The organism is Fibrisoma limi BUZ 3, assembly GCF_000296815.2.
Lineage (GTDB): Bacteria > Bacteroidota > Bacteroidia > Cytophagales > Spirosomataceae > Fibrisoma > Fibrisoma limi.
This window is the reverse complement of sequence record NZ_CAIT01000004.1, coordinates 995,155-1,021,231: the sequence shown is the minus strand read 5'-3', so window position 1 is coordinate 1,021,231 and position 26,077 is coordinate 995,155. Positions and strand designations below refer to the sequence as shown.

Genomic DNA, 26,077 nt, shown 5'->3' with positions numbered 1-26,077 from the left:
CCTGAAGGGGCTTAGCTCCGACATTTCAGGCGTCTATCCAAGCAGCGCTAAGCCCCTTCGGGGGGTTAGGGTGAGCACATAAACACGCAACAGCTATTCTGAAGTAGTATAATTAATTTCCTCACTCCTTAATCCAGAACTCAGCCAGGTATACCAGCGCCCCGGCAAGGTAGCCAATCAGGGCTAGCCAGCTAATTCGGCGCAGATACCAGCCAAATTCCAGCCGTTCCATACCCATCACGGCCACGCCCGCGGCTGAGCCGATCACGAGCATACTACCACCCGTACCGGCGCAATACGCCAGGAACTCCCAGAGTTTAGCGTCGGCCGGGTAGGTTTGCAGGTCGTACATACCCATAGCAGCCGCCACAATGGGAACGTTATCGACCACGGCCGACACCATGCCGATCAGCAGGACAATCACATCCAGATTACCAACCGATTCGTTGAGCGATTCGGCCAGACCACGTAGTATGCCCGTTGCCTGAAGCGATCCTACCGCCAGCAGAATGCCCAGAAAAAACAGTACGCTGGGCGTATCAATTTTACTCAGTGCGTAGGATGCCGAGAATCGGTGCCGGTCTGCCTCGTCTTTGTCCCGGTGGATTAGCTCCGAAATAAGCCAGATGAAGCCCAGCGCCAGCATCATGCCCATGTAAGGCGGCAAATGCGTAACTGTTTTGAAGATGGGCACCCACAACAGACCACCCAGGCCAACGGCCAGCATCAGCCGCCGGTCGCGCCGGGCTTCGGGGGTCACATACGGCCGACTGATCCCCTGGGTCGCCGTGGCAACCGAAGCTTCCGTGTCGGCCTTATACATCATTGTCAGGATGGTCAAAGGCACCACCAGCGATACCAGGCTGGGTAACAGCAGGGTTTTAATAATGTTGGTTGTCGTCACCTGACCGCCAATCCAGAGCATGGTCGTCGTTACGTCACCGATGGGCGACCAGGCCCCACCGGAGTTAGCCGCCAGAATAACCACACCCGCCATAACCTTCCGCTGATCCGGGTCGCGCACCAGCTTCCGAATCACCGACACCATCACGATCGATGACGTCAGGTTGTCCAGTACGGCCGAAAGAAAAAAAGCCAGAAAACTGATAATCCAGAGCAGTGTTCGGGTGTTGCGGCTGGCAATCCGGTCGGTAATGACCGTGAAGCCGTCGTGCGCGTCGATCAACTCCACGATGGTCATGGCTCCGATCAGGAAAAAGAGGATTTCCGAAATTTCGATCAGGTGCTCGCCTAAGTGCTCAACCACTTCGGTTACGTCGTGACCCGCCAGCGCATAAATTGTCCAGCAGACTACGCCCGTAATCAGGGCCGTCGCCGTTTTATTAATGCCGATGGAATGCTCAATGGTAATGAATAGATATCCGACAATAAAAATGATGATAAGTGTTAACGTCATGCTGAGTGAACGGATGTTTACTTTATGTTGTGGTTTATATAATGGCAAACGGCCACTACAACCTGGGGAAGCCTTACTTTAGAATGGCAAAATTGTCGAAAAAGTTGATTATCACAGTCCCTTTTCTGGGACCGGATGGCATGGCGCTGTTCCCATTTATTCTGGTACGACGGCCCGATCCTGGCCCCACGCTACTCAATCACGAACGAATTCACCTGCGGCAGCAGCTTGAACTGGGCATTGTTCCGTTCTACCTCTGGTACGGGATCGAGTACCTTATCCGTCGCTGGCAATATCGCGATCACTACACAGCCTACCGCAACATCAGCTTCGAGCGCGAAGCGTTTTCCAACGAGCGCGACCTACAGTATTTAACCACCCGAACGTGGTTTGCGTTCAGCCAGTACCTGCGTACTACGCAGAAAGCCTGAATAAAATGTACTTATGGCCCTACTGAGTACGGCCCCGGTATCCAACCACACCGGCCATCATCACCAGCGACGACAGCACGACGACCAGCATAGGAATCCCCTCGCGGAAACCCACCAGACGCAGATCTTCCGGAATATTCAGGTATAACAGAATGGTAATCAGACCGCGGGGCGCAATCCAGAGCAACGGTCGCAGGCTGCCCCGGTAGGTCAGCCGGAGGGTCAGCCACCGCCAGGCAATAATAATGAGCACAAATAAACCACTTACAATCAGGGCATCCGGATCGACTAATTCGTGCGGCACAACAACGTAGCCAAACAGCAGAAAGAAAAACGTTCGCACGACAAACGCCCCCTCGGCCGTCAGGTTTTTAAGCTGGTCCAGTTCTTTTTCGAACAGGTCGTTTTTGAGTACCTGATTGAGCCGACCGCGAATGAACAGTTCCGTATTATTGAGAAACAGGCCAAAAATCAGAATCAGCAGCAACGACGACAGCCGATAAATTTCGGCTATGGCGTATACCAGGAACAGTACTGAAATGATGGGCAGAAACTTGATGCGGTGGTTGATCCGGCCGATCAGGTACAGCAGCAGGAAACAGCAGCCCAGCGACACCAGCGCCATAACGACCGTATCGCGCGTGAACATCCAGACCGCCCCCAGCACTGAATCGCGGCTCAGCAGCAGGAAGTTAAACGCCATGACGCCCAATATGGCCGAAAATGCGGATTCGTACACTACAAATTCACCCTGTTCGCTCGACAGATTCAACAGGCTGGGAATCGCTACGGCACTACTCAGAATGGAGAACGGGAGCGCCGTGATCAGACAATGATAGAACGTATCGTTCAGCAGCAGATAGAGCGCTCCGGCCAGCAGCAACGTGATGCCCACAATCTCAATCAGTGACGAGAGCAGTGTCCGTCGGAGCAGTCCGTATTTTTCGGGATGAAGCTCCAGATCAAGCCCCCCTTCCAGTACGATCAGAATCAGCCCGAGCGTTCCGAGGATCGGCAGAATGGCATTGGCAAACGGCACCTGAACCCCTAAGTAACTGGTTGCCTGCCGAATCACCACCCCCAGCAACAGCAACAGCAGCACCGATGGCGTTTTGAACCGGCTGCTGAACAGGTCAAAAGCGTATGAAATCAGTACGGACAGGCTTAGGACAATAATCAGATACGACGAATCCATGTGGCAAGTTTAGTGGGCGTAGGGCTTGGGGCCAAGGGCGTAGGGTAAAAAAGCACAGTTTCCCAATCTTTACCCTACGTCCCCCGCACGAAACCCGTCGCGATCTTGGCCGACAACAGACAAAGCGGAATTCCCCCGCCCGGGTGAACACTCCCTCCCACAAAATACAGGTTTTCGAACTCGCGCGAGAAATTGGCGTGGCGCAGAAAAGCCGCAAACCGGTTATTACTGCTGTTTCCGTACAGCGCCCCCTGCGAACTGGAAGTTTTGCTTTCGATGCTCCGGGGGTCCAGAATGGATTCGGTTTCGATCAGTGAACCGACATCAACCCCCAGGTTATGGCTGAGTTTGCGAATCACATCCTGCCGCGCCCGGTCGATGATGGCGTCCCAGTCCTGACCCGTGTTGTTGGGTGCATTGAGCAGGATAAACCAGTTCTCGCAGCCGGGGGGCGCATCGTCGGGCTTATGTTTTGAGGTGATGTTGAGGTAGATCGTTGGGTCATGGTACAGTTTGTTCCGCCGGAACAGGTAGTCGAATTCCGTGCGATAATCGTTGCTAAAAAAAATGTTGTGCAAGCCTAACTCCGCAAACTCCCGTTTGATGCCCCAGTAAAAAATCAAGCCCGAACTGGATTTCGGCTGGCGCAGAATCCGCTCCGGCTGCTTCGCGTTGGGCAACAACTTCCGAAACGCATTGACTACGTCCATGTTTGTCACGCAAAGGGCAATGGGCGCGGGGCGCGGGGCATGGGGTTCGGCCCCCGGAGTGTTGACAGCCGACGGCTCTGCGCTGAGGACTATACCCTCAGCCCCAAGCTCCATATCCTCAGCCCTTACCCCCACCACCCGTTTCCCCTCCGTCACGATCTCCGTTACGCGGGTATTATAGTGAAACCGAACGCCCAGGTCTTCGGCCAGGTTGACCAGACTGTTGGTGATACCGATCATGCCCTCTTTCGGGAAAAAGGCCCCAATGTTGTATTCCAGATGCGGAATGATATTCAGTGTCGCGGGGGTCTGGTACGGATCGGAGCCGTTGTACGTAGCGTACCGATTGAATAGCTGCACCAGCTTAGGGTGCCGGAAACGCCGTTCGTTCGCACCGTTCATGGTTCCGAATACACCCAGTTTCGGCAGGTTGAGGTAGCCACGCAGCGCATCCCGGTTCAGCCAGGTCGACGCTTTGTGCAGGGATCGGTGCAGAAACAGCTTTTCGGTTACGCCATATTTCAGGGCGCTGTCGTTCAGGTGCGCCAGCAGGTGCTCACCCGGTTCGCCCAGTACGGTCTCAACTTCACTGGCAAAGCGCTGATGGTCGGCCCAGGCCGTCAGGCGTGTTCCATCGTCCCAGAAATACCGGCAGGTTTCGTCTAACCGAACGTAGTGAAAATGGTCGGTTGGGTTGCGGCCCGCCAGCCTGAACAACTCCTCGACCAGATGCGGCATGGTAAACAGCGACGGACCGGCATCAAAGCGATACACAGCTCCGCCGGGCCTGGCCTGGTCAAAACTCGATAGCTTCCCGCCGGGGTAGGCGTTAGCTTCATACACATCAACCGAATACCCTTTCACCGCCAGCCGAATAGCCGACGCAATACCGGCAATACCGGCACCAATAACAACAGCGCTTTTACTCACGGAAACGAATGACTGTATCTCATGAGTAAAAGCGCCGGTCTAACAAAAAAGTTTAGCACAGCTAGGGGCGTGGCATCATCTGCCGTCTGGTATTGGGTTTACTTTTTGGCGTAGTAATACAGGTTGACGCTCGACGCTCCGGCCTTCTCGCTGATGGTGAAATAACCCCGACCGTCGCGACCGAAGCAGATGGCTTCGCCCTGGGGTTCCTGACGGTAGGGCAACGTACGGGCCGACTGTTTCTGCATGGCATCGGCAATGCTCTGACCATCCTGCCGCTTCCAGTAAACGATCTGGGTGTAGGTCCGCAGCACGATTTCAGACCCGTCGGGCGAGATGGCAGCCCCCGTCACAAATGTATAGGGCAATTCGCCAAACGGCTGAGCAGTAGTCACCTCATTGATATTCTGCGGGTAAGGCAGCTTGTACAGCCGAACGTTGGGCTCGCGCTTCGAAATGATCCAGATGTCTTTGGTTTTAGGGTCCACAAACATCGCTTCGGCGTCGCGGGGTCCGTCGGGATACTTAAAATTAATACGTTCAACCTGAGCGATGGGGGTCTGAAGGTTAGCCGGTTCGGGTAAGCGATAGATAAGGCAGGTCGGATACTGTCCGTTGTTGTCGCCGATTTCGCCAATGTAGAGGTAATTGACGCCGTCCTGCGGTCCCGGCCCGCTGGCCATTTCCTCCCAGTCGCGGTTTGATGCGTTCGGAACGGCCGCTTTCCCTTTAACGGTCCCATCGTGTCCCAGCAGGATCAGTTCGGCGGGACTACCGCTATCCTGCTGAATCCAGAGGTTACCCGGCTGACTACGACTATCTGCCATTCCTGAAGCTTCATCGATCTGACCCGGCGCGACGGGCGTAGTGGTCGGCTCCGACGAGAATTGAACCTCCGATGAACCAGGCGTTGTCAGTTCGCACGAAACCAGCCCCAGCAGGCTGGCCAGAAATACGGGGATACGCATGTAAAGCTGTCTTGTTGATTTAATCACCAAAGTAACGAAAGAAACGTATGAATTAGCCGCGAATTCGAGCATCTGGATATTGCCTTTTCGTTAAACTCCTACTACCTGCATAATAAAATTTTGTATTTTTGAGTTTCTCCAACTCATTCAACGCATGATTTGTTCTTTCCGCAGTACAATGCGTCGGTCGACGCTCATTTTGTTGCTAGGTTTTTCCGGTGTGCTGCCCCTCAGCGCACAGGACAACGCAACGGCGTACCAGACTCCGCCAAAACCGCTGGCCGATCTGGTAAACGTGCCGCCCACGCCCGGGGTCAGCGTTACGTCAAAAGGCGATTACCTGCTGATTCTGGAACAGGCGCTGGCCCCGTCCATCGACGAACTGTCCCAACCAGAACTTCGCCTGGCCGGTCTGCGCCTGAATCCTGCCAACAATGGTCCGAGCCGCATTCGGTACATCACGGGACTGAAGATCAAAAAGATGTCGGGCAAAGACGAAGTAGCAGTCAGTGGGTTGCCGGCTTCTCCGCTTATCAGCAATGTGCAGTGGTCGCCCGACGAAACGAAGTTTGCCTTTACGAACTCGACCGACAGTAAAATCGAGCTGTACGTAGCCGATGTTGCGACGGCAGCAGCCAGGAAAGTGAGTGATCTGGCGCTGAATGCCGTATATGGCGCTCCTTTCCGCTGGATGCCCGACAGCAAAAACCTGCTGGTCAAGACGATACCGGCTTCACGTGGCAGTGCGCCCGAGATCAGCCGCGTCCCGACGGGACCGACCGTGCAGGAAAACATGGGCCGTAAGGCACAGGCACCAACCTTTCAGGATCTGCTGAAGAACACCTCCGACGAGCGGCAGTTCGAGTATTACGCTACAGCTCAGGTAGTACGGATCGGCCTCGACGGTTCAACGCAACCCATCGGCCCCGTTGGTCTGGTAGCCTCGGCCGAACCGTCGCCGGATGGTCAGTACGTAATGCTGGAGGCCGTACACCGGCCGTTTTCTTATCTGGTTCCGGTGGGACGCTTTCCGCTCCGCACCGACATATATGCCATCGGTGGAGCGCTTGTCAAAACGCTGAACCAGGGCGAACTGCACGAAAACGTCCCCTACAGCGCCGATGGTGTTCCCACCGGTCCCCGCAATTATGAGTGGCGGAACGATACACCAGCTTCTGTGTACTGGACCGTAGCCCAGGATAACGGCGATCCAAAACAAAAAGCCGACATCCGGGACAAGGTTTACCTGCTCGAAGCGCCTTTCTCGGCCCAGCCGAAAGAGATTTATGCGTCTACTTACCGGTTTGCCGGTTTTGAATGGGGTAACGAAACCACGGCCCTGGCTTCTGAACGCTGGTGGCAGACCCGTAAAACGATCACTAAAGTCGTTAATCCCAAAACGGGTCAGGCAACGGTACTGTTCGACCGGTCGTATGAAGATCGTTATTCCAATCCCGGCCAGCCCGACACGCGCCGGAACCAGTACGGCCGCGAGGTACTGAACCTCCAGCCCAATGGTGAGATTCTGATGCTTGGGTTCCAGGGGGCTTCGCCAGAAGGAGATCGGCCTTTTGTGAACAGCCTGAACCTGAACACCAAACAGACTAAGGAACTCTGGCGGTCGCAGGCCCCGTACTTCGAGCGACCGGTTGCCGTTATCGATGCGGCCGGGGGCATTATTCTGACTACCCGCGAGTCGCCGGAAGAGAACCCGAACTACTTCGTCCGGAATCTGAAGAAGCGGATTGCGCCGATTCAGGTAACGTCGTTCCCGCATCCTTACCCACAGCTTAAAGGTGTACAGAAACAGCAGCTTCGCTACAAGCGTCCTGATGGCGTAGATTTAACGGCAACGCTGTATCTGCCGGCAGGGTACAAGAAAGAACAGGGACCATTGCCAACGTTCCTATGGGCGTATCCGGCAGAGTTCAAAAGCAAAGATGCTGCCGGGCAGGTGCAGGGCTCGCCGTACCAGTTTAACCGGATCAGTTACTGGACCGGCGCTGCGTTTGTAACGATGGGTTATGCCGTGCTCGAAAACGCCAGCATTCCTATTGTGGGTGAAGGCGATAAAGAGCCGAACGATACGTATGTGGAGCAACTGGTGTCCAGCGCTAAAGCCGCCATTGATGAAGGCGTTCGGCTGGGCGTTGTCGATCCGAACCGGGTTGGCGTGGGTGGACACTCCTACGGAGCCTTTATGACCGCCAACCTGCTTACGCACAGTAATCTGTTCAAAGGCGGGATTGCCCGCAGCGGTGCCTATAACCGCACCCTGACTCCGTTTGGCTTCCAGAACGAACAACGTACTTACTGGCAGGCCCCGGAGGTATATAACAACATGTCGCCGTTCATGAACGCCAACAAGATGAAGACGCCCCTCCTGCTGATCCACGGCGAAGCGGACAATAATACGGGTACGTTCCCGATCCAGTCTGAGCGGTACTACAACGCCCTGAAAGGTATGGGAGCCACCACCCGCTTTGTGCTACTCCCCTACGAGAGCCATGGCTACGTAGCGAAGGAGTCGCTGCTGCACATGCTGAACGAGATGAACGGCTGGCTGGAAAAATTTGTCAAGGAACCGAGTAGCCCAACCGCGAGTCAGCCAAATCGGGCTGGTAGCGGAAAATAATGGCCTGGTGGCTTGTTTTGGCCCAAAATCGATAGAAATAGTCCCAAAATTGAAAGCCCTTCTGGTGGGTTCTTGCCAATTTTGGGTGTGTTTTAGACGCCCTTGTCAGTGCTCCGGATCGAGACACGGCAAGCATGAAGCAAGGGACAGTTAGGCGATCATAAAAGGGCTAATCGATGATTAGCCCTTTTATTTTTTAACAAATCGCTGATAGTGTCGAGAATGTTTTTTGCAGGTACAGAACCGTTAGATATAATTTTTAACAAAGAGTTCTACTTATAATATAGATTTGTTAACATCACGCTTTATTTAGTAATTTACATACTTAGCAGGTACACTCACTCCGGAACATATTCTGTTTTAATACGCAACACACAGACGCGATGGAGAAGAAACCCCTGATTGATCCTACTCATTTTAAACGGCTGGCTGAAGATTATATAACCCTAGTGAATAGCCAGCTCCTTGGATCAGGATCAGTCCCGACACGGTTACGTGAGAAATACACCCGGCTGGTCAATACAGTCTACAAACCCCAGCCCCCATTTAAATCTGACTCCATGCAGTGACGTACCGGTTCACGAGGGACTCAGGCCTGCCAACCACAATCGGGTGCTGGCGTGCTGATTCAGCTTGTTAAGTCGACGAGTATGTTTAGCTAGCTTTAGTTCCTTTTTAGCAGTGGAACTGCTACTACGTCCTTTACTCTCTTTTTTGTCAAGTTCCTTCATTTCCTTGACGAGCACCTCCAGTTCGGCTTGCATGTCTATAACAATGCTTACGAGCCGATCCAGTGGACATTGGCCGATAAAGGTAGGCTGCTGATACGATGAAACGGTATGGATTGATTGACTAACGCAGGCTATTAACTGATTGTAGTATACATAGAAGTTGGTCGACGCATCCAACCAATCTTCCAGGATTTCTGTTGCTATCGATTTGTTACCAGAAACAATAGCAGTTTTTGAGCGGTGGGGCTTCATTACCAAGACTTTTTGTTTAACTTTATAGCTGTTTTTGTAAGAGCAATGTTAAACAAAATATTTTACTTCATGGCGTAGCTTCGATTGCAAATTGATTTAACGGCGTTTATTTATTACATGTCATATATTATATTTTAATTGTACGATTTGCCTTAACTACAAATCTTTGACTATCAATACTTTATAATTTCACCTTCTTGATTAACTAAATTTAAACAATTCCCTTACATATGTCATTAGTTGGGTGAACTAATTGGTTCGATTATTCTACAGCATAAAAGCTGGCTACAAAATCATTCATCTGGCATACAGCGGTTTATCTTACGCGTCAGCAGTTCCTTCTCTGCCGCGGAGGAAGTCAACTGTTGAGCGCGCTGATAGTGCTGTCGGGCGATGCTGGGCTGGCTATTACGTTCGTATAGATCGCCCAGAATAGCGTGGTAGTAGTGGTTGGTATCCAGCCCGCTCAGCTTTGATACAGTCAGAATGGCGTTTAACGGACCTTCCACATTGGCCTGTGCTACGGCCCGATGCAGCGCCACCACCGGCGAGGGTTTATGCTGAAGCAGCAGATCGTAGTAATGCAGGACCGTCGGCCAGTCAGTGGTCTCGTACGACGGGGCTATGCAGTGCAGCATGGCAATGCCCGCTTCCAGATGGTATTCACTCAGGTTATCGCCTTCGGCTGAGTGGTTCAGGTATTCATGTCCTTTCTGAATCAGATCGCGGTTCCAGCGGCTCCGGTCCTGATCAGCCAGCAACACAATGGCTCCGGTTTCGCTGGTACGGGCGTCAAAACGAGCTGCCTGGAAGCACATCAGTGCCAGTAGTGCCTGTACGGCCGGTAGCGCCGTGCGGGGATTCTGGGTCAGCAACAGGCATAGCCGCATCGCTTCTTCGCACAAATCCCGACGGATAAGCTGATCGGGATGGAGGGAATTATAGCCCTCGTTGAAAAGCAGATACAGGCTCTTCAGCACTGCATTCAGCCGAGAGGGTAACTGCGAACCGCTGGGTACTTCAAGCCGGATGCCTTCTGTCCGAATTTTTTCCCTGGCCCGGTACAACCTTTTTTCAATGGTATCGGGCGAGGTAAGAAAAGCTCCGGCAATTTCCCTGACGCTGAGGCCGCACAGAATTTTCAGACACATAGCCACCTGCGATTCGATCGCGATTGATGGATCGCAGCACGCAAATAGCATCCGGAGCTGACTGTCGTTGATGTCGTCCTCGAAAAAATACTGATCAACCATAGCTTCTACCGATTCCGGCGGCTGGTCGTACACGAGTTCCGTGCTGATTTTCCGAAACAGATTTTCGCGTCGCACTACATCCAGTGCCTTATTTTTCGCCACCCGATAAAGCCACGCCCGTGGGTTGTCCGGAATACCCTGAAACGGCCAGCTATGCAGGGCCTGTACCATAGCGTCCTGCACGATGTCTTCGGCCAGTTCGAGCCGGTCGAAACCAAGCATGCACGTCAGTACCGACGCCATACGGCCCGCTTCGTGACGAAACAGGTGAGCAACTAATTGATTGGGTTCAGAAGAAGGGGGCATGCTGCAAAAATTGTCATCGTGCCGCGACTGGCTGCACGATGACAATTTACCGGAATCCGGGGGTTAGTCAAACTTCATGATTTGCCGGATTTCGACGGAGCCTTCCGCATCAAAAATAGGGCAGCCCTTGGCCAGCTCGGTGGCTTCGTCGATGCTGTCAACGCTGACAAGGGCGTAGCCACCCACAATCTCCTTACCCTCCGTGAAGGGCCCGTCGGTAACGAGTTGGCCACCTTTGCTCATAACCTTGCCAACCGGCAGCAGAGCTTCCGTACTAAGAATTTTACCCTGGGCCGCAATGCCGCCGATCCACTGGTTCCATTTCTGGATTTCGGCCTGGATCTCTTCGGGCGACTGCTGCACAAAAGCCGTTTCCTGTGAATACGGTGAATGGAAGATAAGCATGAACTTTTCCATGATACGTGTTTGATTGGACTTGTGATGGATGAATGAATAAGGGGTAAATTCTGGAATTACACGATTAGACAGTCGGAATCAGATCTTCTAACTAGTGCGTGTAAATGGCACTGGGTTCATTTTTCAGCGAAGTAGTGAATCTCACGTACAGGCTGCCGGGACGATTCGAAGGGGCTTGAGGGGCCTCATGTAGCCAATTCAATGCCAATGATAAAAAAGCAGCTTCGTCAAAGCTGGAAACCAGAACGGTTTTCATGATACTGGTTAGTTTAAAAATGTATCCCTGAATTTTTTCATCTCTTAGACGAACGGCCTTAATCAAACCGGACAAGATGTGGACACTTTTTTCAAATTATTTATAGCCCAGTGCATTCCTACATATTAATATATTACAAATGAGACACTTATAAACTAGTATTTCTTCTTCTAACTACGCCGATTTAGGTAATAGACTTTTCATAGGAACGAATTGGCTTACAAAGCAATCGGATACGAAGCGTCATAACGCTTGTTTGAGACTCCATTAGGTTTATATGATTAAACATTTTTTTGTCACATACTTTGGCAGGAAAATTGACAATTATGTCAATTAAGCATATTTAGTGTATATACATTATACACTAAGTTTATAATAGACTCATTTTCAGATACCTTTAAGTCACTATAATTAATTTTCTGCTACGTTTTTACGTTTGCAAGACTTTTGCACGGATTTGATCAGCCAGTCGATAAGCCGACGGCTACAGATCCGTATGACTACCGTTACCCCACGATTCTCCAGGCTTACTCGCTGTTTCCAGCGTCCTCCGGCCTTTGCTCTGACCGGACAGATTTTGCATGATCGATCCTACACCAACTGCTCTGTTTAAGCACTCAACTTTCACGTAACCAAATCAATTCCCAGATGGAACACATCTCCTCCTACCGACTTCTACGCCTTTGTCGGCTGTGGCTAGTTGGTCTGTTGGTCCTGCTAGGGCACATAACCTGGGCAACTGCGCCCGGGAAAGCCCCGACCCGCCTGCCTGCCCCCATGGCCCTTGGCCTGGGCGACCGTGTTTTTGATGACCTCAACAGAAACGGCATCCAGGACACAGGCGAACCAGGTATTGCAAATCTGCCGATTCGTATCTATCTGAACGGCATCGAGCGAGGCACTACCACTACCGACGCGAACGGTACGTTTTCGTTCACCAACGCCAACGTACAGGGTGGTCTGCTTCCGAATACGGTCTATGAGCTTCGGATACTTGGTTCCGATTTTCCAGACGGCAGATCAATAACACCCCGCCAGCAGGGTAGTGACAACACCGCCGATAGCGACGCCCAGTTAATCGGCGGCAATGCCGTGGTTTACGCCGTTACCAGCGCCAACGATACGCCTACTAATTCGTATGATTTTGGTTTTGCCGCCGGCAATCCCGATCTCGCCATCAGCAAAGTGGCGGATACTCCGCAGGTCAGCTACGGTTCAAACGCTTCGTTTACCATTCAGATCAATAACATTGGTCAGGGAACAGCCACGAACGTAGTGGTACGGGATACACTCGATCCCGGCTTTGTGTACGTATCATCAACACCGACCGCTACGGTCAATGGTAACATTTTAACCTGGAATCTGGGCAATGTAGCGCCCGGTAGCGTCACGAGCCTATCGGTGACCGCAACCGCCCAGGCTGACGGGGTTCTGTTCAATGCAGCAGGTGTTTCGACTACAGATTCGGAAGATTTCACCCGCAACAACAGCACCCGGGCGTGTATCTCAGTGCCGATTGTACTTTGCCCCGACGAAGCTTACATAGCACAGATACCGGCCGAATTTACCAATGTAGAGTGGTTTAAAGACGGCGGTACAACACCAATTGCCACCGGCAACAGCTTCACGATTGTTGAAGCGGGAAGCTACCGGTTTACGACGACAACAAACTTCCAATGCCCGGCGGGCGGATGCTGCCCGATTGTGGTAGAAGACGGTATTATTCCAGATCTCGCCATTGCACCGGCCACGCCGGCTATTTGTATTGGCGAAACCATTTCGCTGACGGCTACCGGTTGTACGAGTGGAACGATTGCCTGGAGTACCGGCGAAACGACAGCCAGCATTCAGGTAGCCCCAACGACCACTTCGACATACTCGGTTACCTGTACGTCGACTCAACGTGGTGTCTGTACGGCATCTGCATCGACAACGGTTACAGTTAATCAAATCCCGGAACTGGCTCTGACTTCGGCCACTATCTGTGCCGGGGAATCCGCTACGCTGACGGCTTCGACGGGCTTTGCCTCCTACACCTTCAGTGCGGGTGCTACCCAGATCGGCTCGACCAACCAGGCCATCGTGAGCACCGCTGGTACGTATACCGTCACGGCCACTACGGCTGAGGGCTGTACGACGGTAGCCACTGGTACGGTGATCGTCAACCCGATCCCGGAACTGGCTCTGACCTCGGCCACCATCTGTGCCGGGGAGTCCGCTACGCTGACGGCTTCGACGGGCTTTGCGTCCTACACCTTCAGTGCAGGCGCTACCCAGATCGGTACCTCGAACCAGGCCATCGTCTCAACAGCGGGCACCTACACGGTGACAGCCACTACGGCTGAGGGCTGTACCACAGTGGCTACGGGTACGGTGATCGTCAACCCGATCCCGGAACTGGCCCTGACTTCGGCCACCATCTGTGCTGGTGAGTCCGCTACGCTGACGGCTTCGACAGGCTTTGCGTCCTACACCTTCAGTGCGGGCGCTACTCAGATTGGTTCGACCAACCAGGCCATCGTCTCAACGGCTGGTACCTACACGGTGACGGCTACCACGGCTGAGGGCTGTACGACGGTAGCCACTGGTACGGTGATCGTCAACCCGATCCCTGAGCTGGCCCTGACTTCGGCCACCATCTGTGCCGGGGAATCCGCTACGCTGACGGCCTCGACAGGCTTTGCCTCCTACACCTTCAGTGCGGGTGCTACCCAGATCGGCTCGACCAACCAGGCCATCGTTTCAACGGCTGGTACCTACACAGTGACGGCTACCACGGCTGAGGGCTGTACGACGGTAGCCACCGGCATATTGACGGTGAACCCGGCACCTGTAGCAGCCATAACGCCGACGAGCGCAACGGTCTGTGAAGGAGAAAGCGTAACGCTCACGGCCAGCGGTGGTACCAGCTACTTATGGTCAACGAGCGAAACGACGGCGACCATCTCGGTAACAGCAACTGGAGTTTACTCCGTAACGGTTAGCAACGAGCAGGGTTGCTCGGATGTCGCCAGCACGACGATCACGGTTAACCCGACACCGGTATTGACCGTAAGCTCGGCCACGATCTGCGCTGGTTCATCAACCACGCTGACTGTCGGCGGTTGCGAAGGCGGTACGTTAGTCTGGTCGACCGGTGATAACACGGCTTCGCTCGTGGTTGCACCGACACTGACTACGACCTACTCAGCTACGTGTACGTTTACAACGGGCTGTTCGTCAACCACAGCAGCAACGGTAACGGTCAGCGATGCACCAAGCTTTACGGCGGCACCGATTGCTACCCCGGCTACGTGTAACGGCGCAACGGCCAACAACAACGCTCGTATCACACTGAGTACGCTGGTGAATACGGAACGGGCCGACATCGTAGCGGGTGCTACGTATGCAGGTGGTCCGGCCTACGGCGCACCGACCAACGTATCGGTGGTGAATGGAACGGTGGTGTTCGAGAACCTCCCGAACCCGACGACTGCTCAGCCGTACACAGTCCGGTTGTTCAGCGCGGGCGGTAGCTGCTTCATCGATGTTACCGTTACGCTCCAGCCGGCCGATTGCCAGTGCCCGGCACCGAAGTGCGTACCGGTTGTGATTCAGAAAACACGTAGACGCTAACCGCGTAAACGAATACGTCCCGGAAACCGGCCGCTGCAAAGTGGCCGGTTTCTTTGCATTTATGCGCTTCGTATTTTTGCGCCATGACACAAATTGGTCAGGACATTCAGGCTGCCAGGCAACTACTGGAGCAAAATCAGGTGGTTGGTATCCCCACCGAAACCGTCTACGGATTAGCTGCCAACGCCCTCAGTCCGGATGCTGTGCTGACGATTTTTCAGGTAAAAAACCGGCCGGCTTTCGATCCCCTGATTGTTCATATCGACTCACCGGCTAAACTCGACCGACTGGTTGAGCACATTCCGGAGCCAGCTTTTCAACTGGCTGAGGCCTTCTGGCCGGGTCCACTAACCCTGTTATTACCCAAGAAAGACATCGTACCCGACCTCACGACATCCGGTCTGGATACGGTGGCCATTCGGATACCCAACCATCCACTTACGCTTGAACTGCTGCGTTCGCTTGACTTTCCGCTGGCGGCTCCGAGCGCCAACCCATTCGGGTACATTAGTCCCACATCGGCTCAGCACGTAGCCGATCAGCTTGGGGATCAGGTGCCGTATATTCTGGACGGTGGCATTAGCCAGGTGGGGCTGGAGTCAACGATTATTGGTTTTGATGAGCCTCAGCCAACTGTCTTCCGGCTGGGCGGCATTGCTCTGGAAGCAATTGAAGCGGTGATTGGACCTGTAAATGTTCGTAGCCATTCGACCTCCAATCCACAGGCACCGGGTATGCTGAGCAGCCACTATGCCCCCCGCAAGCCCCTGACGCTGCTAACTGATGACCAACTACCGAAACCAGACGCAGCAAGTGGTGCATTGGTATTTACGACACCGTTTGAGGGCATTTCGTTACAGAATCAATACGTCCTCTCTCCTACCGGCGACCCGAACGAAGCCGCCCGCCATCTGTTCAGCTACCTCCGGGCACTCGATAAACTACCCGTCAGTCATATCTACGCGCAGCTATTACCCGATGAGGGGCTGGGCCGCGCCATCAATGACCGGCTACGACGAGCCGCCACTCGTTAGTAGGTGTCCAGCACGGGACTGCGCCCCTGTAGACCACCCGTATGCACCGCCACTACCGATGACCCGGTTGGAAAGAAGCCTTTACGGGCCAGATCATACAATCCGAACAGCATTTTTCCGGTATACACCTGCTCGATCCGCACGCCGGTTTTCTGCTCAAACAACCGGATGAAAGCCAGCAGATCGGGAGTCGTTTTGGCGTACCCACCGAAGGGGTATTCCGTCTGGATACGTAGATTCTCTGGGCTGTATCCCAGTAATCGGTCTACCTCCCCGTTCAGAAACCCACCGCCCTTGAGCGCAGAAAAACCGACTACGGTAGTCGCTGGTGGAGCCGTGCTGACCAATCCGGCTACGGTGCCGCCCGTCCCGACGGGGCAGCAAACGAAATCCGGCATTCGGCCCAACTGCCCGTTAAGTTCGGGCAATAGTTCGGCTGTACCCTGAACGGCAAGGCCATTGGTCCCCCCTTCCGGCAATACGTATACCCCCGCCGACAACCTGGTAAGGCCCGTTACAAAATCCGATGCATCTGACGCCCTTTCAGGAATCGTTATTTCGCGATACATCGTCCGGCTAACGGCGTATACCTGCATTCCCGCCTGCCGACAAAAGGCGAGCGTGGGCGCATCGCGGTGCGTGTACTCTTCCCCGCGAATGATGCCAACCGTCCGGAATCCGAACACCTGCCCGGCCGCAGCCGTCGCGTACAAGTGATTTGAAAACGCCCCACCGAAGGTCACGAGCGTATCAGCCTTCAGTCGACGGGCTTCGAGCAGGTTGTATTTCAGCTTACGCCATTTGTTCCCCGACACCAGGGGGTGGAGCAGATCGTCCCGCTTCAGATAGAGGTGAATGGGCAGCGGCTCCGGGAACGGTTCGTTGAGCCGCTGTAAGGGGGAGTCGCGGACGAAAGCCGCCAGTTGCCGTTCCAATTCATCCATAATCCGTACTTTTGCGGGATAAAACGGCGTAAATCTGCGAAATCCGTGGCTGAAGAGATAGAAGAATTTTCGGAAGAAGACGAGTTATACGAACACCATCGCGTCGTGGTCGACAAAGGACAGGGACTGCTGCGCGTGGATCGGTTTCTGATGGACCGGCTACCCAACGCCACCCGCACCAAGATCCAGGCCGCCATCGACGCCGAATCCGTCCGCATCAACGACCGTCCGACCAAAGCCAGCTACAAGGTTAAGCCACTGGATGTCATCACGATATCGCTGCCACATCCACCCCGCGAAACCGACCTGGTTCCGGAAAACATTCCGCTCAACATCATTTACGAGGACGACGAGCTACTGGTTCTGAACAAACCCGCGGGTATGGTGGTCCACCCAGCTTATGGAAACTGGAATGGTACGGTCGTCAACGCACTGGTGTATCATTTTCAGAACCTGCCAACCACGCAGAACGGCGTAGCCCGACCAGGGCTGGTGCACCGGATCGACAAGGATACGTCTGGTCTGATGGTGATTGCCAAAACGGAATACGCCATGACGCACCTGGCCCGGCAATTTTACGATCATACCATCGAACGGACGTATAACGCACTGGTATGGGGAATACCCGAACCACCTGCCGGAACCATCACCGGTTACATCGGCCGTAGCGTTAAGGACCGGAAAGTACAGACGATTTACGACGATGAGAGCAAGGGCAAGTGGGCCGTAACGCACTACAAAACGCTGGAAGTCCTTCGGTACGTGACGCTCGTGCAATGTAACCTGGAAACCGGCCGAACCCACCAGATTCGGGCGCACATGAAGCACATTGGCCACCCCCTGTTCAGCGACGCTATGTACGGTGGTGACCGGATTCTGCGCGGTACCCCCGTGGGCAGCTATAAATCGTTCGTCGATAATGCGTTCAAGCTGTTACCCCGGCAGGCACTCCACGCCAAATCGCTGGGATTTGAACACCCCCGCACCCGCCAGTGGCTACAGTTTGATTCGGAACTACCCGACGACTTTCGGGCCGTGCTGGAAAAATGGAGAAACTACGTAACGGTGTAGCCGACTAGCGCTTGGTGCCGCTCATCTGCGCCGACTGCGCAAACCCGATTTCATTATTAGCGTCAATGGCCGTATAACTGAGCGAAAGTCGATTGTTCATATTGGAACCCTGCCCAACAACAAAAACCTCCCCATTGTAACGCCCAGTAGAGTAGAGATACACTTTCTGTCTGGAAATTACCAGGTTATTGCCGGTACGAATCTCGGCTTCCATTCTCAGACCTGAGGAATCAGGTAAAACAATAAGTACGCGATTGTCATCAATTGTGGAAATATCCACCTGACTGATCTTCCGATACGTGCGTGGATTCTTAACATTAGTTTCCGTAATGGATACCTGGCAGTCCCAGGACCCTGCATAGCGATCGGCGGCAGTTAATCCTTTAGGGCGGCAGGTCGCCACAAATAGACCAACTCCTAAAAACAGAATAGCTTTTACTTTCATAACCGGACAAGCGTTTGGCTTAACGAATGGCTAATTTACGGAATTCGTAAAGCGGGGCGGTAGCTTGATTTCGTTTACGCGCCAATATTTCGTAAGTGGTCGCTGTTGGGCTACCAACCAGACTACTCCATCGATCGACTGGCCATTCTGTTGTAAGCGAGTACTTTACTTAATGAACCCCTTCTCCACTGCTGCCCTTCTCGATCGATTTCTCACCACACCACCCCGTTCTGTACAAGAAGAGCCCGGATGCATCCAGTCAGTACATAATCCCCGATTTATCCCTGGTTCTGGTACCATTTGTTTACCAAAAAATCGTTACTTTGCTTAACGATGCCACTTTTTATTACCTCACTCAATTCCGGCAGTAACGGCAATTGTTACTACGTCGGGAACACTCACGAAGCGGTTCTGATCGATGCGGGACTGTCCTGCCGACAGACTGAAAAGCGCATGCAGCGGCTAGGTTTGCCATTGCAGCAGGTCAAAGCCATTTTTATTTCGCACGAACATACCGATCACATCAGCGGAGCCGCCCAGGTTGCCAGGAAACATCGGTTACCCATATTCATTACCCCCCGAACACTTCGCCAATCACGGCTGGAGCAATCCGGTCTTGACCTCCGTCCGCTCCGGAGCAATCAGCCGGTATCGATCGGCGGCATTACCATCACGGCATTTCCTAAACTCCACGATGCCAGCGACCCGCACAGCTTCGTGATCGACTACGATTCGACCAAAGTAGGGGTGTTTACTGATATCGGGATGGCCTGTGAGCAAGTCATTCACCATTTCAGCCAGTGCCACGCTGCCTTCCTGGAAGCGAACTATGATGAAGACATGCTCGAAAATGGCCGGTACCCGTATTACCTCAAGCGCCGGATCAGCGGGGAAAAAGGGCACCTGTCCAACCAGCAGGCTCTGGCTTTGTTCCGAACCCACAAGCCGACGTTCATGAGCCACGTCCTGTTGGCGCACCTCTCGAAAGAGAACAACTGCCCTCAGCTAGCCAGAGACCTGTTCATGCCCCACCGCGATGGTACCGAAATCATCGTGGCGTCCCGTTCCGAGGAAACGCCCGTGTTTACGATCAGTGCCGTTCCGGAGATCGCCTGATCACAGGTCCGTCAACGTTTTGAAGCACTTTCGCCGACCATGGCTCATCGGCTGATCCAACGTAACTAAAACTATATTCCATACCTTCGTCCCCCAAAATCACTCCTTCTATGATCAGTATCCGCCCTGGTGTACGCGCCGATATTCCACAGGCCTTTGCGCTGGTAACTGAGTTAGCCGTTTACGAAAAAGCCGCCGATCAGGTGACGAATACCGCCCAACAAATGGCCGACGATGGGTTTGGTACCAATCCGCTGTTTGGTTTTCTGGTAGCCGAAGACTCCGATACAAATCAAATTGTTGGTATGGCGCTTTACTACTTCCGGTATTCGACCTGGAAAGGCAAGCGGCTTTACCTGGAAGACATCATCGTTACTGAAAGCTACCGGGGCTACGGCATCGGCAAGCTGCTGTTCGACGCCACTATTGACACCGCCCACGAAACCCATTGTACCGGTATGATGTGGCAGGTGCTTGACTGGAACGCACCTGCGATCGGATTTTACCAACAGTTCGGTACCCGCTTCGACGACGGCTGGACCAACTGCCACCTGGATTTTTAAGCAGGAAGGAAAGAGAAGAGAAGGAAGAAAAGGGCGGTCTCCCCTCCTTTCTCCTTTACTCCTCTCCTCCCTTTCTCCCTAAAGAACCCTATCTTTGTACTGGAATATTTTTTTAGCATGACGGATCGTCAACGTAAAGCCCTTCGCATTGTTGGCTGGACCCTCCTGGGTCTTTTTATACTGGCCGGCATTGGTGCGGGAATCGCTTACTCCAAACGCGAAAGTTTATTACAGGTTGCCCTGGATCGGGCCATCCGTAAAGCCAAACGTGATTATAACCTCGATGTCCGGATTGGCTCAGCGGCTTTTACCGGCTTCTCATCGCTGGCATTTACCAATGTTTCAGTCGTTCCGGCTGAGCGCGATACCCTGGCCCGCATCCGAAAAACCGAGATCAGTGTCCGGTTCTGGCCGCTGATTTTGGGGAAGGTGAGCCTCGCCGGATTATCGCTCGAAAATGGCCTGGTGCAGGTAATTCGACGCGATTCATTGACAAATATCGATTTTCTGATCCGTCGGCAGCGCGACTCCACCAAAACCACCTCCAGCCGGCGCGCCGATCTTTCGGACGTAGCCGAAAATCTGATTGATAACCTGCTGTCAAAAATTCCTGACGATCTGAACGTCCAGAATCTGGAATTTCGGGTACAGGATAATAAAGATACGATCTCACTGCTGACCCAAACGGCCCTTATCGACGACGAAGACGTCTCGTCGACACTCCTGCTTAACGGCGGGCAGGCGACATGGCACGTAACGGGCACCGCCGACCCCGGCGACCGCGAATACGATCTGGCGCTGTACGCGGACAACAAGCCACTCGAATTACCGTACATCGAGAAGAAATTTAACCTGAAACTACAGGCCGATACACTCCGGGCCGAACTCCGCGACGTTGACCGGTCGGGCGGTGAATTTCGGATGGAGGGAATAGGGTCAGTCCGTAACCTTCGCCTGAACCACCCGGCCATTGCTCGCACGGACGTAGTGGTAGCTAAAGCGGCTATGGACGCCAACCTGTTCGTGGGCGAGAACTACGTCGGTATCGATAGCTCATCGACCCTGTATCTGGGCGAAGTCAGTGCCCACCCCTTTGTTAAGTACACGCTGTCGCCCAATAAGGTCTACGAACTGCAACTGCATACGGGTGCGCTCGATGCTCAGGCTCTGTTCAATTCGTTCCCCCAGGGGCTGTTCGAGTCGCTGGAAGGCATGAAGGTAGCCGGCAAGCTGAAGTACGATCTGGCGTTTCAACTGGATGCATCGCTGCCCGACTCGGTTAAATTCAACTCCAGCCTGACACCCGATAATTTCCGGATTCTGAAGATGGGGCAAACCGATTTTACAGCCATCAACAAGCCGTTCGTTTACACCCCCTATGAAAAAGGCAAGCCTGTCCGTGATATTGTGGTTGGGCCGGAGAATCCGGACTTTACACCGTTAAACGCCATCTCCCGCGACCTGCGCAATGCCGTGCTTACGTCGGAGGACTACAACTTCTTCACGCACAAAGGCTTCAATGAGAAAGCGTTCCGCGTTTCGATTGCGACCAACTTCAAGGAAAAGTCGTTTAAACGCGGAGCCAGCACTGTTTCGATGCAGCTCGTCAAGAACGCCTTTCTGAACCGGAATAAAACCCTGTCGCGAAAGGTCGAGGAGATTCTGATTGTGTGGCTGATCGAAAACGAGCGGCTGATTCCCAAAGAACGGATGTATGAGGTATACCTCAACATCATTGAGTGGGGTCGTAATATCTACGGCATTAACGAAGCGGCCCGGTATTACTTCGCCAAGTCGCCCTCGGACCTGTCGTTGGGCGAAAGTATCTTTCTGGCCTTTGTAATTCCAAGCCCCAAACGAGCCCTGAACTGGTTTAACCCCGACGGCACACTGCAAAGTCGCAACGTACGGGGTTATTTCCGCATCATCGGCCGGATTATGGCCCGGCGCGGACTGACCGAGCCGGATAGCGGTGCCTACGGATTCTATGGTGTCCGACTGCGGGAGGGGCTGCGCCGGGAGGTGGCTCCGCCGGATTCACTGTTCCAGAGCGACAGCCTGATGACGGAGCCCGACGATGGCAGCGACTTCAATAATTTCCTGCGCGACCTGTTCAACGGCAACCGCGATGATCAACGGAATGAACCGGATCGGCCAACGGTTCAACCCGAGCGCGGCAATTCAGGCGATCCCGTTGCTGCCCCAACCGATACGGTCAAAACCCGCCGGCAGCTCCGGCAGGAACGGCGGGAACGCAAGCGCCGGGAGCGCGAGCTCAGGGACCAGACTCAACAGGAGAGTGAGGGGAGTTAACCTCGTCTATTCCAGCAGATCGGGACGGCGGGCCTGGGTTCGGGCCAGGGCCTGCTCATGCCGCCACTCGTCAATTTTAGCTTCGTGACCCGACAGCAGAATGTCGGGTACTTTCCAGCCTTCAAACTCCGCCGGTCGAGTATAAACGGGCGGAGCCAGCAGGTTGTCCTGAAACGAGTCGGTCAGGGCCGAGGTCTCGTCGTTCAGTACGCCCGGCAAGAGCCGGATGATGGCATCCGACAGGACCGCAGCAGCCAGTTCCCCACCCGACAATACGTAGTCGCCAATGCTGATTTCTTTGGTCACGAAATGCTCACGCACCCGTTCATCAACCCCTTTGTAGTGGCCGCAGAGAATAATCAGATTTTGCTTCAGCGACAGGGAATTAGCGGTCTTCTGGCTCAGGCGTTCGCCGTCGGGCGTCATGTAGATAACGTCATCGTAGTCCCGCTCGGCCTGTAACCCCCTAATACAGCGGGCAATCGGCTCAATCTGCATGACCATACCCGCTCCCCCACCAAAGGCATAATCGTCGACACGCCGGTGCTTGTCCGTCGAATAATCGCGGAGGTCGTGCGTGACTACCTCCACAAAACCGCCCTGTTGCGCTCGCTGCAGGATGGAATGGGCGAAGAAGCTGTCCAGTAACCGGGGCAGACACGTAATAATATCAATCCTCATCGGTATCGTCCCGGTCGCCGTTGGTTTCGGCTTTAGTCGTGGTATCGTCTTCGAGGTAGATAGCCAGCAGCCCATCAGGCAGCGCTACGTTCAGGCGCTTGTTAGCCCGATCGATGGTGTGTACAATGTCGCTGTTGATAGGAATCAGCACCTCTTTCTGCTGATAATCCATGGCAATCAGGTCCTGGGCGTTCATGGCATACACCCCCCTGACAATGCCCAGTTCTCCCTCGCGGCTATCGACAACGCGGTACCCCACAATCTCATGAAAGTAAAACCGATCTTCGTCCTCGATAGGCTCCAGATTATCGAGCGGCAGATACACGCCACAGTTGATGAGTCGTTCGGCCTGCTCAATTGTGTCCACATCCTCGAAGGCAACAATCGCACGGCTTCCTTTCACAATCGCAATGGACTCAATAAAATAAGGCAAAAGTTCGCCTTTGACGTCGAGCAGAATGGAGTCCAGGTCGGCATAATCCGACGGCTCATCGACGTCCAGAAAAATGACCAGTTCCCCGTTGACACCGTGCGTCTTGGTAATGTGGCCTACCTGATAGCAATCGTCTTTCGTCACAGTTTATTCAGACTTTGGGCGGCAGGGCGTTGCCACCGCTGCCGTCGTATTTACAAAAAGAGCCTGCTCAACTGAACAGGCTCATTCATAACACATTCTTCGGTCGATTTATTCCGCAGCGGCTGTATCCGTTGGGGTTGATTCTTCCGTTGCGGCCGGCGTTTCTTCGGCTGCTCCTTCTTCGGCAGGTGCAGCTTCAGCAACTGGTTCTTCCACCTTGTTTTTCTTGGCGATAGCCTCGGCGCGAGCTTCGTTTACCTTACGCTCTGCTTCCAGGCGAGCCTCCCGATCCTGTTGTATCTGCTGTTGTTTAACATCAGCAGCCCCAGTGATACGGCCTTCTTTGTCCTGCTTCCAGGTATCGAATTTTTCGTCGGCCTGCTCCTGGGTGATAGCGCCTTTATTAACGCCTACCTGCAGGTGCTTACGCAACATAATTCCCTCGTGCGACAGAATTGACCGAGCGGTATCGGTCGGTTCAGCACCAACCATGAGCCAATGAACGGCCCGCTCTGATTTCAAGACAACCGTCGATGGGTCGGTGTTGGGGTTGTACGTACCGATTTTTTCGATAAACCGGCCATCGCGGGGTGACCGGGCTTCGGCCACAACGATGTCGTACATCGCCATCTTCTTGCGTCCACGACGCGCTAAACGAATTTTAACAGCCATTTTTGCTTGCTTGTTTTTGATGAGGGACGCATCCCTCCGGTAAAACGTGGCCGCAAAGGTACGAAAAAATATTGTATTAGTGAGCCTTGCCTGCCGAGTTTCTTTGTAGTCCTTCTGGTTAGCCCGCCTACCTTCCAGCACCTGATCTGGAGGAAGGTTCTTTCAGTCCATCAACCAGCTTGTTTAGCAATACGTTTTTCTGCTGTAGGTCGTAGATGTACTCCCAGAACATGACCCCGGCCAACCCTTTCTGTTTGACGTAGTCTACCTTCGGCCCGAAGGACTCCGCATCGGCGTAGGAAATAAACGTTCGCGACGTCGGGTTCCACAGGTACGGGGCTTTGGCATCGGCATCCCAGTACCGAACAAAGCCGTTCTTGTTGATATACTTGGCTACCAGTTCGTCGTAGCTGAGAAACGAATGTTTTCCCGTTGCGGGCTGGAACAGGCCATTGTCGACCGGCTTCACGTCGGCCCAGCCACGGCCGTAGAACGGAATACCCAGCACGATCTTCTCCACGGGAACGCCCGCCCGAATGTGGCCATCGACCGCCGACATGGAACTGTTGCGCGACTGATCCCCTTTTTTCGACTGGTCCAGCGGGCTGTGGTGCCCCGTCACCTTGTCATTGCCGTGGTAGAGGTCGTACGTCATAATGTTGACGTAGTCAAGGTACTGCTGCGCTTCGCCCAGATTGGTATGATTGACAAAGGCCGTATCGCCCCCCGTAGCTGCCGTCAGCAGGTAATGGTTCTGACCGGTTCGGTTATCCTGCCGCCCCTGTTCGTCGAGTCGGTCACGGATGGCTTTCAGGAACAGGGTGAAATTCTCTTTGTCCTCGGGTCGATAAATATTCCCTGCTCCTACCTGAGCCGGGTATTCCCAGTCAATGTCTACGCCGTCGAGCTTGTGTTTTTTCAGGAAGGCAACGGCGCTATTGGCAAACTTCCGACGAGATTCGTCCGTCAGGGCCGCGTCGGAAAAGTATTTACAGCCACCCCAGCCCCCTACGGAGATCAGCACCTTCAGGTTTTTATTAACAGATCGGAGCGAAGTCAGAATGGCCATGTTAGCCGAATCCCGCGGGGTAATGGCCGCCAGTTCGCCGTTTTGAGCGGGTACCGCAAAGGCGTAATTGATATGCGTTAGTTTGAACGGATCAATCTGTTGTTTCGTCCAGCCTTTGTCCGTTACGTACCCAATAACGACGTACGGGCGAGCGGACTGAGCCTGCCCGGCAACACCTCCGCTGACGAGCAGAGCAACCAGTATTAAGAACGTGTAGAATGCGTGGGGCTTTTTCATGAAATTGCGAGTTGTATACGAAGCCTTGTTTACGAACAGACGTTTGTCCTGAGGTGTGGAGCGGGTGTGGTCTGTGGGATATTGAGCGTTGTTGGTTGGCCTGACGACAGGTTTTGTCATCCTGACGACAGGAAGAATCTCTGGTCGCTGGTGATGTTACAGCCTGTCACTTTTTACAGCCTCTACCAAAGATCCTTCGTACCTCAGGATGACAACCCAAACCTGGGCTAACAAAGTCA

At 53.7% G+C, this 26,077-nt stretch carries 23 protein-coding genes; 9 read left to right on the top strand and 14 right to left on the bottom strand.

Going from position 1 to position 26,077, the window contains the following annotated elements:
- Positions 1 to 121: 121 nt before the first annotated feature.
- On the bottom strand, positions 122 to 1,417 hold the full coding sequence (gene nhaD, locus BN8_RS04575; protein WP_009280637.1) for a sodium:proton antiporter NhaD: 1,296 nt from the start codon (positions 1,415 to 1,417) through the stop codon (positions 122 to 124).
- Positions 1,418 to 1,500: 83 nt separating this feature from the next.
- On the opposite strand from nhaD, the gene BN8_RS04570 reads away from it, so the two are divergent.
- The gene (locus BN8_RS04570) at positions 1,501 to 1,848 is read left to right on the top strand and encodes a hypothetical protein (RefSeq protein WP_040005323.1); all 348 of its coding nucleotides are present in this window, start codon (positions 1,501 to 1,503) and stop codon (positions 1,846 to 1,848) included.
- 19 nt (positions 1,849 to 1,867) lie between these two features.
- On the opposite strand, the gene BN8_RS04565 is transcribed toward BN8_RS04570, so the two are convergent.
- From BN8_RS04565 to BN8_RS04555, 3 genes are all read right to left on the bottom strand, one after another.
- Positions 1,868 to 3,043, bottom strand: a complete 1,176-nt coding sequence (locus BN8_RS04565) for a hypothetical protein (protein ID WP_009280635.1) — start codon at positions 3,041 to 3,043, stop codon at positions 1,868 to 1,870.
- 74 nt (positions 3,044 to 3,117) lie between these two features.
- Positions 3,118 to 4,683 (bottom strand): phytoene desaturase family protein, encoded by a 1,566-nt coding sequence (locus BN8_RS04560; RefSeq protein WP_009280634.1) that lies wholly within the window; start codon positions 4,681 to 4,683, stop codon positions 3,118 to 3,120.
- Between the two features lie 98 nt (positions 4,684 to 4,781).
- Positions 4,782 to 5,651, bottom strand: coding sequence for a hypothetical protein (locus BN8_RS04555; protein ID WP_040005445.1), 870 nt, complete (start codon positions 5,649 to 5,651; stop codon positions 4,782 to 4,784).
- Between the two features lie 154 nt (positions 5,652 to 5,805).
- Here BN8_RS04555 and BN8_RS04550 point away from each other — a divergent pair, with 154 nt between their 5' ends.
- Both BN8_RS04550 and BN8_RS33155 read left to right on the top strand, forming a co-directional pair.
- Positions 5,806 to 8,286, top strand: a complete 2,481-nt coding sequence (locus tag BN8_RS04550) for a S9 family peptidase (protein WP_009280632.1) — start codon at positions 5,806 to 5,808, stop codon at positions 8,284 to 8,286.
- Between the two features lie 383 nt (positions 8,287 to 8,669).
- Positions 8,670 to 8,855: a hypothetical protein gene (locus tag BN8_RS33155; RefSeq protein ID WP_009280631.1), complete on the top strand. Its 186-nt coding sequence runs from the start codon at positions 8,670 to 8,672 to the stop codon at positions 8,853 to 8,855.
- A gap of 9 nt (positions 8,856 to 8,864) precedes the next feature.
- Here the strand turns inward: BN8_RS33155 and BN8_RS04545 are convergent, their stop codons facing one another.
- From BN8_RS04545 to BN8_RS33150, 4 genes are all read right to left on the bottom strand, one after another.
- Positions 8,865 to 9,269 (bottom strand): hypothetical protein, encoded by a 405-nt coding sequence (locus tag BN8_RS04545; protein WP_040005322.1) that lies wholly within the window; start codon positions 9,267 to 9,269, stop codon positions 8,865 to 8,867.
- Positions 9,270 to 9,562: 293 nt separating this feature from the next.
- Complete coding sequence (locus tag BN8_RS04540; RefSeq protein WP_009280630.1) at positions 9,563 to 10,828, bottom strand: RNA polymerase sigma factor; 1,266 nt, start codon at positions 10,826 to 10,828, stop codon at positions 9,563 to 9,565.
- A gap of 63 nt (positions 10,829 to 10,891) precedes the next feature.
- Positions 10,892 to 11,245 (bottom strand): YciI family protein, encoded by a 354-nt coding sequence (locus BN8_RS04535; protein WP_009280629.1) that lies wholly within the window; start codon positions 11,243 to 11,245, stop codon positions 10,892 to 10,894.
- 91 nt (positions 11,246 to 11,336) lie between these two features.
- Complete coding sequence (locus tag BN8_RS33150; RefSeq protein WP_192579020.1) at positions 11,337 to 11,501, bottom strand: hypothetical protein; 165 nt, start codon at positions 11,499 to 11,501, stop codon at positions 11,337 to 11,339.
- Positions 11,502 to 12,149: 648 nt separating this feature from the next.
- Here BN8_RS33150 and BN8_RS04530 point away from each other — a divergent pair.
- Both BN8_RS04530 and BN8_RS04525 read left to right on the top strand, forming a co-directional pair.
- Complete coding sequence (locus BN8_RS04530; RefSeq protein WP_009280628.1) at positions 12,150 to 15,116, top strand: SdrD B-like domain-containing protein; 2,967 nt, start codon at positions 12,150 to 12,152, stop codon at positions 15,114 to 15,116.
- Positions 15,117 to 15,199: 83 nt separating this feature from the next.
- Positions 15,200 to 16,150, top strand: a complete 951-nt coding sequence (locus BN8_RS04525) for an L-threonylcarbamoyladenylate synthase (protein ID WP_009280627.1) — start codon at positions 15,200 to 15,202, stop codon at positions 16,148 to 16,150.
- Here the strand turns inward: BN8_RS04525 and BN8_RS04520 are convergent.
- Positions 16,147 to 17,094: a 1-aminocyclopropane-1-carboxylate deaminase/D-cysteine desulfhydrase gene (locus tag BN8_RS04520; protein WP_009280626.1), complete on the bottom strand. Its 948-nt coding sequence runs from the start codon at positions 17,092 to 17,094 to the stop codon at positions 16,147 to 16,149. The genes BN8_RS04525 and BN8_RS04520 overlap by 4 nt on opposite strands.
- 45 nt (positions 17,095 to 17,139) lie before the next feature.
- Here BN8_RS04520 and BN8_RS04515 point away from each other — a divergent pair, with 45 nt between their 5' ends.
- Positions 17,140 to 18,165 (top strand): RluA family pseudouridine synthase, encoded by a 1,026-nt coding sequence (locus BN8_RS04515; protein WP_040005320.1) that lies wholly within the window; start codon positions 17,140 to 17,142, stop codon positions 18,163 to 18,165.
- 4 nt (positions 18,166 to 18,169) lie between these two features.
- Here the strand turns inward: BN8_RS04515 and BN8_RS04510 are convergent, their stop codons facing one another.
- A complete protein-coding gene (locus tag BN8_RS04510; protein ID WP_009280624.1) occupies positions 18,170 to 18,610 on the bottom strand; it encodes a hypothetical protein in 441 nt (146 codons plus the stop codon).
- A gap of 333 nt (positions 18,611 to 18,943) precedes the next feature.
- On the opposite strand from BN8_RS04510, the gene BN8_RS04505 reads away from it, so the two are divergent.
- From BN8_RS04505 to BN8_RS04495, 3 genes are all read left to right on the top strand, one after another.
- Positions 18,944 to 19,726 (top strand): MBL fold metallo-hydrolase, encoded by a 783-nt coding sequence (locus BN8_RS04505; RefSeq protein WP_009280623.1) that lies wholly within the window; start codon positions 18,944 to 18,946, stop codon positions 19,724 to 19,726.
- 110 nt (positions 19,727 to 19,836) lie between these two features.
- A complete protein-coding gene (locus BN8_RS04500) occupies positions 19,837 to 20,289 on the top strand; it encodes a GNAT family N-acetyltransferase (protein ID WP_009280622.1) in 453 nt (150 codons plus the stop codon).
- Positions 20,290 to 20,406: 117 nt separating this feature from the next.
- Positions 20,407 to 22,602 carry a transglycosylase domain-containing protein gene (locus tag BN8_RS04495; RefSeq protein ID WP_009280621.1) on the top strand — a complete coding sequence of 732 codons (2,196 nt, stop codon included), beginning with the start codon at positions 20,407 to 20,409 and terminating at the stop codon, positions 22,600 to 22,602.
- 6 nt (positions 22,603 to 22,608) lie between these two features.
- On the opposite strand, the gene trmD is transcribed toward BN8_RS04495, so the two are convergent.
- The 4 genes from trmD to BN8_RS04475 all read right to left on the bottom strand — a co-directional run bounded on the left by trmD (position 22,609) and on the right by BN8_RS04475 (position 25,838).
- Positions 22,609 to 23,283, bottom strand: a complete 675-nt coding sequence (gene trmD, locus BN8_RS04490) for a tRNA (guanosine(37)-N1)-methyltransferase TrmD (protein ID WP_009280620.1) — start codon at positions 23,281 to 23,283, stop codon at positions 22,609 to 22,611.
- Positions 23,273 to 23,860 carry a ribosome maturation factor RimM gene (rimM, locus tag BN8_RS04485; protein WP_009280619.1) on the bottom strand — a complete coding sequence of 196 codons (588 nt, stop codon included), beginning with the start codon at positions 23,858 to 23,860 and terminating at the stop codon, positions 23,273 to 23,275. The genes trmD and rimM overlap by 11 nt, the downstream gene beginning before the upstream one ends.
- Positions 23,861 to 23,968: 108 nt before the next feature.
- Positions 23,969 to 24,532, bottom strand: coding sequence for a 30S ribosomal protein S16 (locus BN8_RS04480; protein WP_009280618.1), 564 nt, complete (start codon positions 24,530 to 24,532; stop codon positions 23,969 to 23,971).
- 127 nt (positions 24,533 to 24,659) lie between these two features.
- Positions 24,660 to 25,838 carry a glycoside hydrolase family 18 protein gene (locus tag BN8_RS04475; protein WP_040005319.1) on the bottom strand — a complete coding sequence of 393 codons (1,179 nt, stop codon included), beginning with the start codon at positions 25,836 to 25,838 and terminating at the stop codon, positions 24,660 to 24,662.
- Positions 25,839 to 26,077: the final 239 nt, after the last annotated feature.